The following is a 14,418-nucleotide window of genomic DNA, read 5'->3' as shown; positions in this document are numbered from 1 at the left end:
CGGAAGCATTGTGAAAAAAACGCTCTCTGAGAGAGTTCATGAATGCCCATACTGTGGGTTTGTTGCGGATCGAGATCACAATGCTGCGGTGAATATTCACCGCGTGGGGATGGAACAGCCCTTCGAGCCTGTGGAGACGATACCGCTACATCACATTGCTGTGATGCAAGTGTTGGCCATGAAGCAGGAAGCCCCGCCCTTCAGGGCGGGGTAGTTCACTCGGCGGAACGCGGTGATGGGTTGCGGAGATCTGCCTCCCGGTGGAGAGCGATCCTTGAAGAAATGCGGTTCTGCACCTGTGGCGATCCGACCCGTCGCAACTCGAAAACGCTTCGCGTTTTCTTGAGCTCCTGCCGTTCCGGTAGTCACTTTTAGAGAGAAGAGGATACACGAAAAGACGACGTCAAGGGGGGAAGTGTCTTGTGTGGATCCAAATCTCTCTAAGTCTATCTAGTGCATTGTAATATTTAATAATTCCTGTTCGGGAAATGTAGAAAATAAAGGTTTTGGCCGGTTGCCCGGGAATTTAAGGGTTACCGTGCGGGAGCCGCCTCAACGCTCGCCCCTCGAGGCTTCGGCCCCTCTACGACCGGGTTATCCGGATAGGTGACCCACTCGGTGAACGATCCTTCGTAGATCCGGACGTTCGGGTAGAGGTAGAGCCATTTTAGGAGGACAAACTCGTTCGTGGCCTCCCGGCCGGTTCCGCACGAGCAGATGACTGTCTTGCTCCGGTCGACGCCGTGCTCTTCCAGGATCATGTCGAGCTCGTCGTTCGACTTGAGCCGTGCCGGGTTCGCCTCGTGCATCAGGCTCTTCCAGGGCAGGTTGACGGCACCGGGGATATGCCCGGCCTTCCGCCAGGGCCCCTTCCCTTCATAGACCTTTGCCGGGCGCGCATCGAGCACGACCACGTTGTCGTTGTCCTTAATCCGCACGAACTCTTCATACCCGATGGGGTAGTCGTCACGAACCTCGGCGATGAAGCTGGACGGCTCGACCGCGGGATAGTCCTGCGAGAGTTCCCGCCCCTCGCTCTTCCACGCGTCAATCCCGCCGTCGAGGATGTACACGGTGTTGTGACCGTATTTTGCCAGGCTATATGCCATCATCGTCTGCCCGAGCCCGTCGCCCGCGCCGGAGAACGCGCCTTTCCCGGTGTAGACGACGACCGGGGAGTCGGCTTCGATGCCCGCACGCCGGAACGACTCCTGGATACAGGCGTTCGGGCTGTACGACCCCGGGAAGCCGCGGTTGGATACCCGCAGGACGCCTTCGGTCAGGTAGACGGCGCCGGGGATGTGCTCCTGGATGTAGTCGTGTATGTGCGGCTGAACGTCGACGACCGTCAGATTGGCGTCGTTCAGGTGGCGGTCCAGCCACTCCGAGTTCACCAGTTTGACCTTCCCGTCGCCACGGGGATACGGGATATTCTCCCGGTCGCTCGTGGCCTGCAGGCGCTCCATCCCGCCGGGAGTAAACATCTTCTCTTCCATTTTCCCTCACCTCATGCTGGATACTCTCACCGGGGGCCGGTGAGCCCGCGTCACTCCAGGTTTGAGACCACATATATCTTTGTGCAGGATCGAGTGGGGGGCGGGGTCTGGTGAGTTGGAGTATTGCGTTCCGGTGAGCACGTTTGCTAAAGTGACGAGCCCTGAAGGCTGGCGCGCTGGTTCAATAGGTGCCGGTGTGGGGTTTGGGTGTGTGAAAGGTTGTTCGTGGGCTGCTCATGGGGAGATGACGTTGCACCTCTGGCAACCTCCGATCTGCTGTTGCTCGAAGTCCGATGGTGCTTACGGCCACTGCCATCGCGGCTCGAAGACCTTCGGTCTTCTCATATGCCACTTATGCTCGCATTTGGAAGCCTGATGTCTTCTTGAACTCTGTCGTACGGGTGATTCTTCTTCACTATGTCGTAAAGCCCGTGCACGGATTTCGAGGGAACTGTACACCTTCGCACCTCCGGTGCTCAAACTCCGTTCCCGAAACCCTTCTGGGTTTCTCCAGCTCCGATTCTGACGAACCGTCGTATCCTGAAGGAACCCCGCTCTTCGGTGTTCATGTTTTTGTCCTTTGGCCAATCGCCGGTCTAAGACCTTCGGTTTTTTCCTGCTCCTGCCCCCGCACCTAACGGTGCTCCAGCTCCGTTCCTCCGGAACGTCGCACCTTCGGCCGGTCGCCTATCGCCACGCACTGCCCGCCCCCTTGGGGGCGGGAGGAGCGCGAAGCGCGGGCGGTGGGGGTCACAGGTAGAGCCTTATGGGGTAGAGACAGGGGAGGGGGCGTGCCCCCCTTCCCACCTGACGGTGGTCGAGCTCCGGGCGTTCCGCCCATCGCACTCCCCGCGAGCCGCCTCCCCCAATGGCGATATCTAATGGAAATTCGTGCACGGGACTTAAGATGTCCCAAAATGGGGCCGGAGGGGCGCGAACTCCGAAAGTATGAGTTGCTCTCCCTCAATCCTCGGTCACACATGCCACTGAAGCAACATCACCCGGGCAGACGGGCATACGCTTCTGTAACCGCAAAACGGGGTGTGCGATCCCTCACTCCCCGGCCCCCTCCGGGCCGACCTCGATGCTCTCCCCCGGCGAGAGCAGCGCGACCCGGATCGACGTCGTCCGCTCGATGGCTCGCTTGAACTCCTCCAGGTTCTGCCGGATGGCAGGGAAAGTGTCGTAGTGCATCGGGATCACGAGCGGCGCGCCGATGTACCGCGCCGCGATCATCGCCTCTTCGGGCCCCATCGTGTAACACCCGCCTACGGGGAGGAGCGCCACATCCGGTCGGTAGAGGTCGCGGATGAGCTGCATATCGGAGAAGAGCGCCGTGTCGCCGGCGTGGTAGACGCTGACGCCGTCCATCGTGATGACGAATCCGGCGGCCACACCGCCGTAGAACCCCGCCCCCTCGTCTTCCAGCCACGAAGAATGGAGTGCGGGCGTCATCGTGAACCGGACGCCGTCGACGGTGATGGTGCCGCCGAGGTTCATCGGTTCGGCGGGAACGCCCTTTGCTTTCAGGTACTTCGCCACCTCATTGATGGCGACCGTCTTCTTCGAGAGTTCTACGGTGATACCCAGGTGGTCGGCGTGAGCGTGCGTCACGGCAACGATATCGGGCTCTGTGGCAAGGGATCCCTCCGGGATGAAGGGATCGATGAGGATCGTCCGCGATCCTGCAAGAGAGAAACACGCGTGGCCAAGCCAGGTCAACCTCATGGAGAAGAGATCGGCTCGGATGTTAAAAAAATGTTCAGTGGGTTATGAGGATACCGGGGTTCAGAACTCCCCCATGTCGATCGCTTCGGTGATGTCGATCGCTTCGCTAAGGCCGTCGTTGATGACACCGCGCGTCATCGTCTCGGAGAGATCGCGGTCTTCCATGACGTCCCTGATCCGTTCCAGAAACGGGTCGAGCGTGGTGTCTCTCTGCTGCTCGATCACGTGGCGGTACTCACGGAGTGTCGAGGGGCTTATATCGAGTTCCTCGCTGATCTCCTTCATGGTCTTTCCCGAATCAAGAAGTTCCGTCATCGCCGCCTGGTCGAACGGCATCTTGAAATCGAGCTCCCGGAAGAGTTTGAGGCGGACCCGGGCACGCGCCACGGTCTTGCTCAGCTTCTCATCGCCGAGCGCCCTCGCGATCTCGGTGTCGTTCTTACCGTCGTAGTACGCGACCACAAGTTTCGCGAGCTGCCGCGGGGCGAGTTTGGTCTTGAAATACCCCCGATCGAGGATCTCCCGCATGATCAGGGCAATCTCGCGCTCCACAGCGTCGCGATCCCGGAGCGTACCGTGAACCTTTCTCATCGGTTCGACGATCGTCTTCTTGTTCGTGATGGTCGTGAACAGCTCGAGGAGCTGCTGCTTGCGGGTATCTTCTGCCATGTCCGTCTCTCTCAGTTCTGTATTCCACCGTCTGGTTCTGAGGGTCACCCATGGCGACCCAGTATATATACATTTTCCCCGGACCGGGGCGTAACGTTCCCTACATTACAACCGCTAACATTTAAACTTTACCATATAAACTCTCAAAACAGAAGGATCGTTTCGGCAGATGTCACCATATCTTCCAGGATATTCCCTGCCGTGAAAAAAACCCTCTGCCGGATCATCCATTTCTCGAAGGATCGTGATCTCGCGCGAGGTAAGGACTATTCTTTATTAGCACCGCCGCTCAACTGTACTGCAAGACTATGGCCGAAACGAGCGATATTTACGAAAAAGTGATGGAAGTAGCCAGAAGACGGGGTTTTGTCTGGCCCTCATCCGAGATATACGGGTCGGTCGCCGGGTTCATCGATTACGGCCCGCTTGGAGCGATGCTGAAGCGAAACGTCGAGAATCTCTGGCGGTCGTTCTACGTCTTCCAGGAAGGCTACTACGAGATCGAATGCCCCACCGTCGGAAACGAAGCGATCTTCGTCGCATCCGGCCATGTGAAAGAGTTCGCCGACAAGATGGTGCAGTGCCCGCACTGCGGCGAGTACCTCCGCGCCGATCATATCGCGGAGGAGAACGGCGTCGCGAACGCGGGCACGCTCTCGGCGGAAGCGCTCCAGGCGGCACTCTATGAGCTTCCCTGCCCGTCATGCAAGGAACCCCTGGGCGAAGCGGGCGTCTTTGCGTTCAACCTGATGTTTGAGACGATCATTGGTCCCGGCTCGCAGCGGAAGGGCTACCTGCGCCCCGAGACCGCCCAGGGCATATTCACCGACTTCTCCCGGCTCCTGCGATTTTACCGGGACAAACTCCCCTTCGGCGCCGTTCAGATCGGGAAATCCTACAGAAACGAGATCTCCCCCCGCCAGGGCATGATCCGGCTGCGGGAGTTCTCTCAGGCGGAAGCCGAGATCTTCGTCCATCCGGGTGAGAAGGATCACCCTGCCTTCGATCGCTACGCGGACTACACGGCCCCGCTCCTCACCATCGCGCGGCAGCTCGACGGCCAGGAGCCGGCCGCAATGACGATGCGCGCCGCGGTGAGCGAAGGGGTGATTGCGAACGAGTATGTCGCCTACTACATCGCGCTCACGCACCGGATCCTGACCGCCATCGGTGTCGATCCGGCAAAACTCCGGTTCCGCCAGCACCTGACCGATGAGCGGGCGCACTACGCGGCCGACTGCTGGGACGCCGAGGTCTTCTCCGGCCGGTTCGGGTGGGTGGAGATCGTCGGCATCGCCGACCGCACCAACTACGACCTGCGCTCACATGCGGAGCACTCCGGCACCTCGATGACGGTCTTCGTGCCCTACGACGATCCGAAACGGGTCGTAAAACGGCGGATCGTGGCTGACATGGGGGTACTCGGACCGCGGTACCGCGGCAAGGCGAAGGCGATCGCGGATGCTCTCGCCGCATCCGAGCCGGGAGAGGACGGCGCGCGGGTCACCGTCGACGGCGAAGAGTTCTTCATCCCCGCCGACCTCTACCAGGTCCGCGAGGAGGAGGTCGAAGTCCGCGGCGAAGAGGTGATGCCCCACGTCATCGAGCCGTCCTACGGCATCGACCGGATGATCTACGTCGCCCTCGAGCACAGCTACGCCGAGGAAGAGGTCGACGGCGAGATCCGGAAAGTGCTCCGGCTCCCGCCGTCGGTCGCGCCGATCCAGGCCGCCGTCTTCCCGCTGATGAACCGCGACGGTCTCGACGATATCGCACAGACGATCACGGAGAGGCTCACGCAGTGCCGCATCCTCGCTCAGTACGACGACTCCGGCGCCATCGGCCGGCGTTACCGGAGACAGGACGAGGTCGGGACGCCCTTTGCCGTCACCGTCGACTACGATACGCTTGAGGACAACACCGTGACCGTGAGAGACCGCGACAGCATGGAGCAGGTCCGCATACCGATCGAGCGCCTGCCCGAGATCCTCTCCGCACTCATCTCCGGCACCACCGCGTTCCGTGACATCAGGGCATGAACTACGTCTCTCACCCGCTGATCCGGCCGGAGAGCATCGAGGAACGGCGGTATCAACTCTCTATCGCGCTCCGGGCGCTTGATGCAAACACGATGGTCGTTCTCCCGACGGGGCTCGGGAAGACGGCCGTCGCGCTCATCGTCGCGGCTTCCCGTCTCTATTCTCACCCCGGGAGAGTGCTCGTGCTTGCGCCCACGAAACCCCTGGTCGAGCAGCACCTCCGTTTCTTCAGACAGTTCCTGCTCATCCGGGACGGCTCCGAGCCGGATGAATCCGATTTTGTCATGTTCACCGGCGACACCTCCCCGGAGGAGCGGGCGCGGGCCTGGGAGGCGTGCCGGGTCTGTTTCGCCACCCCGCAGGTGATCAAGAACGACTGCCTTGCGGGGAGGTACAGTCTCGCCGCCGTCGTGCTGCTGGTCGTTGACGAGTGCCACCGGGCGGTGGGGAACTACGCCTACGTCTTCCTTGCCGGGCACTACTGCACTGCGGCGAACGACCCCCTGCTGCTCGCGATGACCGCCTCCCCCGGCGGGGACCCGGCGAAGGTGCAGGAGGTCTGCAACAACCTGCATATCGAGGCGGTCGAGACCCGGGTGGAGACCGACGAAGATGTCCGGCCCTACATCCACGAGCGCGAGATCCAGTACGTCGATGTCTACCTGCCCGAAGAACTGCAGGCGGCGATCGTCGTCCTCCGGGGGCTCGTGGAGTCGCGCCTTGCCCGGCTCGCGAAGCTCAACTTCCGCGTTCCGAAACCGGACAAACTCTCAATGAAGGCGTTGAACGCCTTGAACGCCCAGATCCAGCAGCGCATACGGACGCGCGATCCATCGGCGTTCATCGCGGCATCCCTGCATGCCGAGTGCATGAAACTCCGGCACGCCATATCGCTTGCCGAGACTCAAGGAAGCGAGGCGCTCAAACTCTACCTCGGCCGGCTCGGTGCGGAAGGGGCTTCGAGCTCGGGGAGCAAGGCGAGCAAGCGCCTCGTCGCCGATCCCGCTTACAGAAGCCTCGTCGAGGCCGCCGCCGGCTGGAAGGAGGAACTGCACCCCAAGGCTTCGATCGTCCGCGAACTGGTCCGGGCGCAGCTTGCGGCGCATCCCGAGAGCCGGATCATCGTCTTCGCCACCTACCGCGACACCGTCCAGACGCTCGTGGATACGCTCACCGTTGCCGGTATCGCCTGCGAGCGGTTCGTCGGCCAGGCGTCCCGGGACGCGGAGCGGGGGCTCTCGCAGAAGGAACAGATCGCGAGCCTCGCCCGGTTCCGGGAGGGCGAGTTCAAGTGCCTGATCGCGACCTCCGTGGGCGAGGAGGGGCTCGACGTCCCTTCGACGGATATGGTGATCTTTTACGAGGCCGTCCCCTCAGAGATCCGGAGCATCCAGCGAAAGGGTCGGACGGGAAGGAGCGGCAGCGGCACGATCGTCGTGCTGGTGACGAAGGGTACGTCCGACGAGACGTTCCGGTACGTGAGCCAGAGCCGGGAGCGGGCGATGGTGACAGGGATCAAGGAGATGAGCGCTGCGCCCCCGCTCGCTCCTGCCCCGGCCCCGACCCCGACCCCGACCCCGTCCGTCCCGGCCGCAACCAGACAGGCGGACATCCTTTCGTTTGCCCCGGCGGGGCCGGCGATCACCATCGACGACCGTGAGACGTCGTCGCGTGTCGTCGGGCGCCTGTACGAACTCGGGGCATCGATCGCCCTGGAGCGCCTCGAGGTCGGCGACTACGCTATCGGCGACCGTATCCTCGTGGAGAGGAAGACCGTGCAGGACTTCATGAACACCCTCGTCGAGCGCGATCTCTTCGGGCAGATCAAGGCGATGGCCGACGCGGTGCTGCGTCCCGTCCTGATCATCGAGGGAGAGGACGACCTCTATGCGGTGCGGAACATCCACCCGAACGCAATCAGGGGCACGCTTGCTGCCATCACGGTCGATATGGGCGTCGCGCTGATACGCACCAGGGATGCGGACGACACCGCCGAGACGCTCTATGTCCTTGCACAGCGGGAGGGGAGCGAGCGGGGAGAGCGGAAGATACACCCGAAGAAGTCGTACCGCTCGGTCCGCGAGGAGCAGGAGTACGCGCTCGCTGCGTTCCCGAACGTCGGTCTAAAAAGCGCACGTCTCCTCCTCGAACATTTCGGCTCTCTTAAAGCGATTGTCGATGCCGAACCGGAGGAACTCTCGTCGGTGTACGGGATCGGGGAGAAGACCGCCCGTGCGATATGGGATCTCGCCCGCAGACCTTACCGCTGACCCAGTCTCGCGAGGGCTCTGGCACCCCGCTCGACCGCCTTCATCAGGGTCAGGCACTCGTCGGGCCTCTGTTCCACTCTGATCCGTTCGCAGAGATGGACGATCGTCCGCTCGATCTCGGCGGTAGCCTCGCCCTGTATCTCCGGTGCGGCCGATGCCGGGGCCCGTCCGGGTTCCGGGGCCGGTGCAGGGGGCTCTGGTTCGGGAAGTGGTTCTTCTTGTGCAGCAAGCGGGCAGACGACGCACTGTGTCTCTCCCTTATACTCAAACAGGGGGTAGCCGCAGACCTTACAGGATTTAGCGAGCATCTTTCCTCCCTTGAGGAGATACTCGGCCATGACTTCGTCAGCCTGATCAGCCGTCATTTCGTTGAACTCCCTTAATGAACTTATATATGTCTGGATGCCATTAATAATAGAGGGGTAATTCTAATGGCAAGTCCAGACGAAACAATACGGATCTGCATTCAGATGCTGCAGAATATCAGCGAAGATTCCACCATTCCAAGAAATATCCGGCGCGTCGCAGACTCGACCAGATCGGTTCTCCAAGACGAATCGAGAAGCATCGGTCTTCGCGCCGCAACCGCAATCTCCATGATCGACGAGATCAGCAACGATCCGAACATGCCGGTTCATGCACGGACCCGCATCTGGGAACTGGTATCTCAACTCGAAACGGTACCTCTCGATTAAACCACTCATTCTCCCCGAGCGATCCGGCCCGGGCCGGGAGCAGGGCGATACTATCCGGGTCTCCGGCCCGAACACCGTACCCTTTTGTCCGCCGTGCGGCAATCCCGTCGCAATTTCAGCCCGTGACGGTGACGTAGACCGTCCGCTCGCGTCTCGACCGCACGTCGAGTTCCAGGAGGACGACCTGTTGCCAGGTGCCGCACGCGAGCGCACCGCCGATCACCGGGACGGAGAGCGACGGCCCGACGATCGCCGCCCTGACGTGCGAGCGGCCGTTGCCGTCGCCCCATGCCGCATCATGGGCGTAGGGGATATCGGCCGGGGCGATGACCGCGAGCGCCCGAGAGAGATCGGAGAGCACGCCGGGCTCGTACTCGATGGTGGTGACGGCGGCGGTCGAGCCCGCGACGAAGACGTTCGCGAGGCCTTCCCGAACACCGCTCTCGGCGACCGCCTGCGCTATCTGGGGCGTGAGGTCGACGATCTCCCCTTCCCCGTGTGTATCTACCCGGATTGTCGTACGAAACATCATGGACACCTCATCCGCACCTCCTGTTGTCCTGTGGGTCACTTAAACCTCGTGTTCCTGCGGAACCGGGACATCCCGGAGACGCTTTATGCGCGAGACAGGTATCTCCTCTCCGGAGATGGTGTCGGGTGCCCTATCGCTGGAACGATGGACAGGATGTAGACGAGGCAATCGTTGTCGTGATGAATGCGCTTGATGCGGGCGAGGATATCCCGGGGTGGCTGCTGCGCACCCTGCAGCAGGCGATCGGCGATCCCGATCCTCACCTTGCACATTACTTCTTTGTGGAACTCACGCAGCACCGGCCTGAAGCGCTCAGGTACTTCACGAAACCGGCGTTCTGACCACCATGAGAGCGTCCGGTGAACCTCTGCGGGACGTGAGCGTCAGCAGGCTTGTAGCTCCGGTTCGCAGTCGGATGACCATCTTCCCGGGTGGGGTTCAGGGGTTCGTTACCATATTCCGCTTCCAGAGATAATACGGCAGGAAGAACGGCCAGAAGATGACGACCCAGATCGCCCACGAGGCTGGCTTCCAGGTCTCGATATCGCGGAGCCGTTCGGTCTTTGCCCGGGTTCCGGCACCGATCGCCGTCGCATCGAAGTACACGACGACTCCGCTCGCGACCGCCAGGACTGCCATGAGGTAGACGGCGACCTCTCTCCCGCCGAGATTCGAGACCGTCGCCGCCGTCAGCCCGGCAAGGAGGATGATGAGCACCACGCCCGGCATCTCCAGCCATGCGGGGGTTTTGGTCATCGGATATCCTCCCGCATGAACCGGACCCATGCCAGCCCGAAGAAGGCCGCCGGCATCGCAAGCAGGGCGATGATGTTGCGGGCGAGGGCGCCGAGGAGGCTTCCGAGCCCCGGAGTGTTATCCCCTGCGGGCTGTGATGCGGCACCGAGAATCGTCTGGTAGTTGCCGGTCGGCGAGACGAGCGTGACGATATCGGTGATCGCCCGTTTCTGGTTCATGTACTCTCTCGATGCCCGCTCGTACTCCGCGAGGGCTTCCGGGTCTACTGCATCGTCGGATTTGTATGCAACCGCGACCGATGTCACCGTGTAGGCCGAAGAGCTCTGCTGATAGGAGTAGGTGGACATGCCCGGCGGGGTGGGGGCGTCGCCGAAGACGGCCGAGTATACCGGGGTGTACGCGAAGATCGGGACGAACGAAGAGAGGACGATCATCACGATCAGGGAGTACAGCAGGGCGCTCCCGCTGTCTTTCGAGACCGTTGACATCAGGAGGGCGAGGGCGAAGAACGTGAAGACGAGGAGAAACGACGCCACCCCGAAGACCAGGATGCGGACGAACTCGTCGACGCTCGGGACGATGCCGAACAGGGCCATGATTGCAACGGAGACGGCCAGGACGACCCCCATCGCGAGCGCGATTGCACCGACGCCTCCAAGGGCCTTTCCGTTGATCACCTCGTCGCGGAACACCGGGTAGGCGAGCAGGCTTTTGAGGGATTTACTCTCTTTCTCCCGGGTCACCAGGTCGAACCCCATCGCGATCCCGAGCACCACGCCGATACCGGCCATCAGCATTCCCATCTGGGAGTATGCCGAGAGGACGGAGGGTTTCAGCCCGGCAAGATTGCCGGCGAGCGTCGGGTCGTCTTCATTCTCCGCAATCATCTGGACCGCGTTGTAGTCGGAGAGGTCTTTCGAGTACTGGACCGCTCCGGTGATCATGCCGACGGCGGCGACGACGGCCAGGATCGCGAAGAGGAGGTGGAACCGCCTGCTCCGGAGATGGTCGGAGAACTCCTTGCCCGCGATGATACGAAGTCCGGTTGCGGTCATGCGGCCCCCTCCGTATAATACGAGAGCAGGATATCCTCCATGTCGGGTTTCTCGACCGCCAGCCGCCGGGGGAGGATACCTTCGGCATACAGGGCCTCTGCGATGAGGGTGCTGATATCGTGCTTCGCGACGATCCGGGCGGAACAGGTGTCCTGCGAATACTCCGCAGAGAGGATCTCCGGGTTCGTGAGCCGGGGCATCGGGGTCATGGTCTCGACGTCGATCGTCACCCGGTCCTGCATCGCGGCGCGCGAGAGCATCTCCCGGTCGCCGGACGCGATGAGCTTGCCGCGTGCCAGGATCCCGACGGAGGTGCAGACTTTGCTCACCTCTGAGAGGATGTGCGAGGAGACGAGCACGGTCGTTCCCTGCTCGGCGAGGCCTTTGACGATCCGGCGGTAGTCCAGCACCCCCCGGGGGTCGAGGTTTGCCGTCGGCTCGTCGAGGATGACGACGGCGGGATCATTGACGAGGGCCCGGGCGAGGCCGAGCCGCTGCCGCATCCCTTTCGAGTAGCCGCCGACCTTCGTCCCGACGCTGTCCAGCCCGACGAGGGTGAGGAGGTCGCCGACCCGTCGTTTCCGCTCGGCCTCGCTGAGCCCGTAGAACTTCGCCGCATAGTCGAGGTTCTCTTCTGCGGGGAGGTCGGGGTAGAACCCGACGTCTTCGGGCATGTAGCCGATCTTCTTCTTCACCTCGATCGGGTGGGCGGCGACCTCGATCCCGTCGATAGAGCACGCGCCCGAGGTCGGCTGGATGAGCCCGACGAGCATCAGGATGGTGGTGCTCTTGCCGGCACCGTTCGGGCCGAGCAGCCCGAAGACCTCGCCGGCGGGGATCTCGAGGCAGAGGTCGTCCACGGCCGGGACGCCGTTGTAGTCCTTGGTTAGATGGTCACAGAGAATCATTGGGTAAACCTCTTATCAGGCTTTCGTGCGTCCTTTCAGAGAGGGACGGGTTCGCAGAAATGCCCTCTTGCATCTCGATCCTTGATCCCCTGTCTTTGTCCATCACCAGCATCGTCTTGATGCGGTCCACCTTCTTCTCCATCTCCCCGACGTGTTCGACCATTGCCTGTATCCTCTGTGTTTCTCCCTCGTTTCCGAATGTTTGCTGTTCCAGAAGAGTATCGAGATACTTTTCGCTCCATCCCTTTACTCTTTTTACGAGATAGCAGGCGGTAAGGTAGCCGTACGCGAGGATGAAGACGGGGAATAATCCCGGCCAGATCCAACGTGCGACAACGGGGTTTGCCAGAGATACGAAGATGCTCATGACCAGCCACACCGTGATCGCGACTGCCGTCCAGGCGATCCAGTCTCTGTTCCGATTCGGTCCGAGCTCCATGGACGTTACTCCTGCTCGGAGATCTTTACCAGAACGCCCTCGATCCGGTCGATTTTATCTTTCATTCCTTCAATCTTCTCGTTCAATACGGCTAATTTTGCACCGGCATCCAGGTTTTTGCTCTTCTGCTCTACCAGGGCGTCGAGGTACCTCTCCAGCCAGGTCTCCAGCCAGGCCTTCAGGCGGCCTCCGATAATACAGGCCACGATCCCTATGAAAACGAGCAGGAAGACATACTGCAATATCCCTGCCATGAGCCCCACAACGATGCCTACATTCGACTGATAAACGATTGCTACCGCAAGACCGGCAAGCAGTAGTGCCGAGAGTCCGATCACAGTCCAGGTCAGCCAGTGAAATCCGCGCACTTTTGAATACTCCATACCTTTACTCCTCCATTTTTTTGATCGCATCCAGGCTTACAACCAGTTCGAAGGGTACGGCCCGGTAGTATCTCCTCATCAGAGGGGGGTCGTCCGTCACCCTGCTGGTTCCGGTGACGAGCCCCGCCCTCTCCAACTGCTTGAGGTAGATGTTGACGAGCGTCCGTGAGATTGAGATTTCTTCCGAGATCTCGCGCGCGTACTTCTCCTCCTCTGCGATCGACTTGAGAATCCTGAGCCTTTGTTCGTTCCCGAGGAATGCAAGCAGTTTCGAGAGCTCGGGGATGGTGCTGGTTGTAATCATTTTACAGGTGCAAATATGTTTTTGCATAGTATAAAGTTTTGGATGCGTTTCCGAAAGGACATAGAGGTCGTCCACGGCCGGGATGCCGTTGTAGATCCTGGTCAGGCGGTCGCAGCGGATCATCGCCCGGCCTCCGTATCCTCGTCGTCTTCGAAGCAGAAGACCTCCTCGATGGTGACGCCGAAGGTCTTCGCGATGTTGTAGGCGACCTCGATGGAGGGGTTGTACTTCCCCCGCTCGATGGAGTTGATCGTCCGCCGGGTGACCCGGATTGTATCGGCAAGCTCCTCCTGGGTCATGTCGTGCATCGCGCGAAAGACCTTGATCCTGTTCTTCATCGTCTCTATGCCCCGTATTTTCTGTTGTAGTGCCATAAGAACGCACCATACAACCCGGCCAGCAGCACCGTAATCGCCCCGAGCGCTGCGCCGAACGCGCGCGTGGTGTCCCGGATGCGGTGACCTTCGGCAAAGAGGTTGTCGAGGGCGCGGAGATCGTCGCCGGTCAGGTTCGCCGGGTCGGGGATGAGGTAGGAGCCGTCATGGATGAACTCCGGGTTAGGGGGGGCGGAGAGTATGCCGTAGAAGACCCGGATCGACCCGTTGTCGTAGGTATGCAGGCCCGATCCGGTCCCGCCGGTGAACGAGAAGATCATCAACACGGCAAACCCGATCGCGGCGACGACAATGGTCACCTCGAGTGCGCTGAGCGCCGCCTTTCCGTGCAGGATCGTGGAGAGTTCGTCTTCCGTGACCTCCGTCACCCCGCGGCGGCAGAGAGCCAGGATAGCGATGCCGGCGACGACGGCGACGACCGGGATGGCCATGTTTGCCAGTGCCAGTCCGATCAAGAGAGCAAAACTCAGGCCGATTGCCACCAGGACGATGCAGATGAGATAGGTTCTCTGTTCCATGGTTTCACTATATGATATGTGCTTCTCTTATAGTGTATATATCTTCCCATTTAGAGAAATTACCTTCTCATATAGTGGCGGTGCCCGTATTGTGACGAATCTGCGAGGTGGGGGCGATGCCGCGTATCCTTTGCAAACCTTTTCACGGTTTTTCCTGCAATACCCTCCGCCGTCTACAGGACATATACTATCTGCATAGTTAGCGGTCTTTTATCGGAAGCACGGCGAGAT

General features: G+C 60.9%; 18 protein-coding genes. 5 read left to right on the top strand and 13 right to left on the bottom strand.

Annotated features, from left to right (window positions below; all coding sequences use genetic code 11):
- A partial coding sequence (locus tag L21_RS09955; RefSeq protein ID WP_143727267.1) for a zinc ribbon domain-containing protein occupies positions 1-214 on the top strand: 214 nt, incomplete at its 5' end.
- Between the two features lie 319 nt (positions 215-533).
- On the opposite strand, the gene L21_RS09950 is transcribed toward L21_RS09955, so the two are convergent.
- The 3 genes from L21_RS09950 to L21_RS09940 all read right to left on the bottom strand — a co-directional run bounded on the left by L21_RS09950 (position 534) and on the right by L21_RS09940 (position 3,893).
- Positions 534-1,496 (bottom strand): sulfurtransferase, encoded by a 963-nt coding sequence (locus L21_RS09950; protein WP_083608933.1) that lies wholly within the window; start codon positions 1,494-1,496, stop codon positions 534-536.
- A gap of 1,053 nt (positions 1,497-2,549) precedes the next feature.
- A complete protein-coding gene (locus tag L21_RS09945) occupies positions 2,550-3,224 on the bottom strand; it encodes a metal-dependent hydrolase (protein ID WP_074370325.1) in 675 nt (224 codons plus the stop codon).
- Between the two features lie 60 nt (positions 3,225-3,284).
- Complete coding sequence (locus L21_RS09940) at positions 3,285-3,893, bottom strand: helix-turn-helix domain-containing protein (protein ID WP_074370332.1); 609 nt, start codon at positions 3,891-3,893, stop codon at positions 3,285-3,287.
- A 308-nt stretch (positions 3,894-4,201) separates the two neighbouring features.
- On the opposite strand from L21_RS09940, the gene glyS reads away from it, so the two are divergent.
- Together glyS and L21_RS09930 are read left to right on the top strand one after the other, a co-directional pair.
- Positions 4,202-5,932, top strand: a complete 1,731-nt coding sequence (glyS, locus tag L21_RS09935; protein ID WP_074370324.1) for a glycine--tRNA ligase — start codon at positions 4,202-4,204, stop codon at positions 5,930-5,932.
- The gene (locus L21_RS09930) at positions 5,929-8,202 is read left to right on the top strand and encodes a DEAD/DEAH box helicase (protein ID WP_074370323.1); all 2,274 of its coding nucleotides are present in this window, start codon (positions 5,929-5,931) and stop codon (positions 8,200-8,202) included. The genes glyS and L21_RS09930 overlap by 4 nt, the downstream gene beginning before the upstream one ends.
- On the opposite strand, the gene L21_RS09925 is transcribed toward L21_RS09930, so the two are convergent.
- Positions 8,193-8,567, bottom strand: coding sequence for an Sjogren's syndrome/scleroderma autoantigen 1 family protein (locus L21_RS09925; RefSeq protein WP_074370322.1), 375 nt, complete (start codon positions 8,565-8,567; stop codon positions 8,193-8,195). The two genes, L21_RS09930 and L21_RS09925, sit on opposite strands and share 10 nt — an antisense overlap.
- A gap of 66 nt (positions 8,568-8,633) precedes the next feature.
- On the opposite strand from L21_RS09925, the gene L21_RS09920 reads away from it, so the two are divergent.
- Complete coding sequence (locus L21_RS09920) at positions 8,634-8,897, top strand: stationary phase-response protein (RefSeq protein ID WP_054848394.1); 264 nt, start codon at positions 8,634-8,636, stop codon at positions 8,895-8,897.
- A 115-nt stretch (positions 8,898-9,012) separates the two neighbouring features.
- Here L21_RS09920 and L21_RS09915 read toward each other — a convergent pair whose 3' ends face one another.
- Entirely contained in the window at positions 9,013-9,426 is a 414-nt protein-coding gene (locus tag L21_RS09915) for a secondary thiamine-phosphate synthase enzyme YjbQ (RefSeq protein WP_074370331.1), read from the bottom strand.
- A gap of 128 nt (positions 9,427-9,554) precedes the next feature.
- On the opposite strand from L21_RS09915, the gene L21_RS09910 reads away from it, so the two are divergent.
- Positions 9,555-9,770 carry a hypothetical protein gene (locus L21_RS09910; protein ID WP_074370321.1) on the top strand — a complete coding sequence of 72 codons (216 nt, stop codon included), beginning with the start codon at positions 9,555-9,557 and terminating at the stop codon, positions 9,768-9,770.
- A gap of 97 nt (positions 9,771-9,867) precedes the next feature.
- Here L21_RS09910 and L21_RS09905 read toward each other — a convergent pair whose 3' ends face one another.
- The 8 genes from L21_RS09905 to L21_RS09870 all read right to left on the bottom strand — a co-directional run bounded on the left by L21_RS09905 (position 9,868) and on the right by L21_RS09870 (position 14,187).
- Complete coding sequence (locus tag L21_RS09905) at positions 9,868-10,185, bottom strand: hypothetical protein (RefSeq protein WP_074370320.1); 318 nt, start codon at positions 10,183-10,185, stop codon at positions 9,868-9,870.
- Positions 10,182-11,240: an ABC transporter permease gene (locus L21_RS09900; protein ID WP_074370319.1), complete on the bottom strand. Its 1,059-nt coding sequence runs from the start codon at positions 11,238-11,240 to the stop codon at positions 10,182-10,184. Before L21_RS09900 ends, L21_RS09905 begins: the two co-directional genes overlap by 4 nt.
- Positions 11,237-12,148 carry an ABC transporter ATP-binding protein gene (locus L21_RS09895; protein ID WP_074370318.1) on the bottom strand — a complete coding sequence of 304 codons (912 nt, stop codon included), beginning with the start codon at positions 12,146-12,148 and terminating at the stop codon, positions 11,237-11,239. Before L21_RS09895 ends, L21_RS09900 begins: the two co-directional genes overlap by 4 nt.
- On the bottom strand, positions 12,135-12,587 hold the full coding sequence (locus L21_RS09890) for a DUF502 domain-containing protein (protein WP_074370317.1): 453 nt from the start codon (positions 12,585-12,587) through the stop codon (positions 12,135-12,137). Before L21_RS09890 ends, L21_RS09895 begins: the two co-directional genes overlap by 14 nt.
- A 5-nt stretch (positions 12,588-12,592) precedes the next feature.
- The gene (locus L21_RS09885) at positions 12,593-12,970 is read right to left on the bottom strand and encodes a hypothetical protein (protein WP_074370316.1); all 378 of its coding nucleotides are present in this window, start codon (positions 12,968-12,970) and stop codon (positions 12,593-12,595) included.
- Positions 12,971-12,974: 4 nt separating this feature from the next.
- Positions 12,975-13,274: an ArsR/SmtB family transcription factor gene (locus tag L21_RS09880; RefSeq protein WP_074370315.1), complete on the bottom strand. Its 300-nt coding sequence runs from the start codon at positions 13,272-13,274 to the stop codon at positions 12,975-12,977.
- A gap of 119 nt (positions 13,275-13,393) precedes the next feature.
- Positions 13,394-13,612, bottom strand: a complete 219-nt coding sequence (locus tag L21_RS09875; protein WP_074370314.1) for a helix-turn-helix transcriptional regulator — start codon at positions 13,610-13,612, stop codon at positions 13,394-13,396.
- Positions 13,613-13,617: 5 nt separating this feature from the next.
- Positions 13,618-14,187: a DUF2178 domain-containing protein gene (locus L21_RS09870; protein WP_074370313.1), complete on the bottom strand. Its 570-nt coding sequence runs from the start codon at positions 14,185-14,187 to the stop codon at positions 13,618-13,620.
- Positions 14,188-14,418 lie beyond the last annotated feature (231 nt).

Source organism: Methanoculleus chikugoensis (assembly GCF_900095385.1).
GTDB classification, from domain to species: Archaea; Halobacteriota; Methanomicrobia; order Methanomicrobiales; family Methanoculleaceae; genus Methanoculleus; species Methanoculleus chikugoensis_A.
This window is presented reverse-complemented; position numbering and strand designations above follow the sequence as displayed.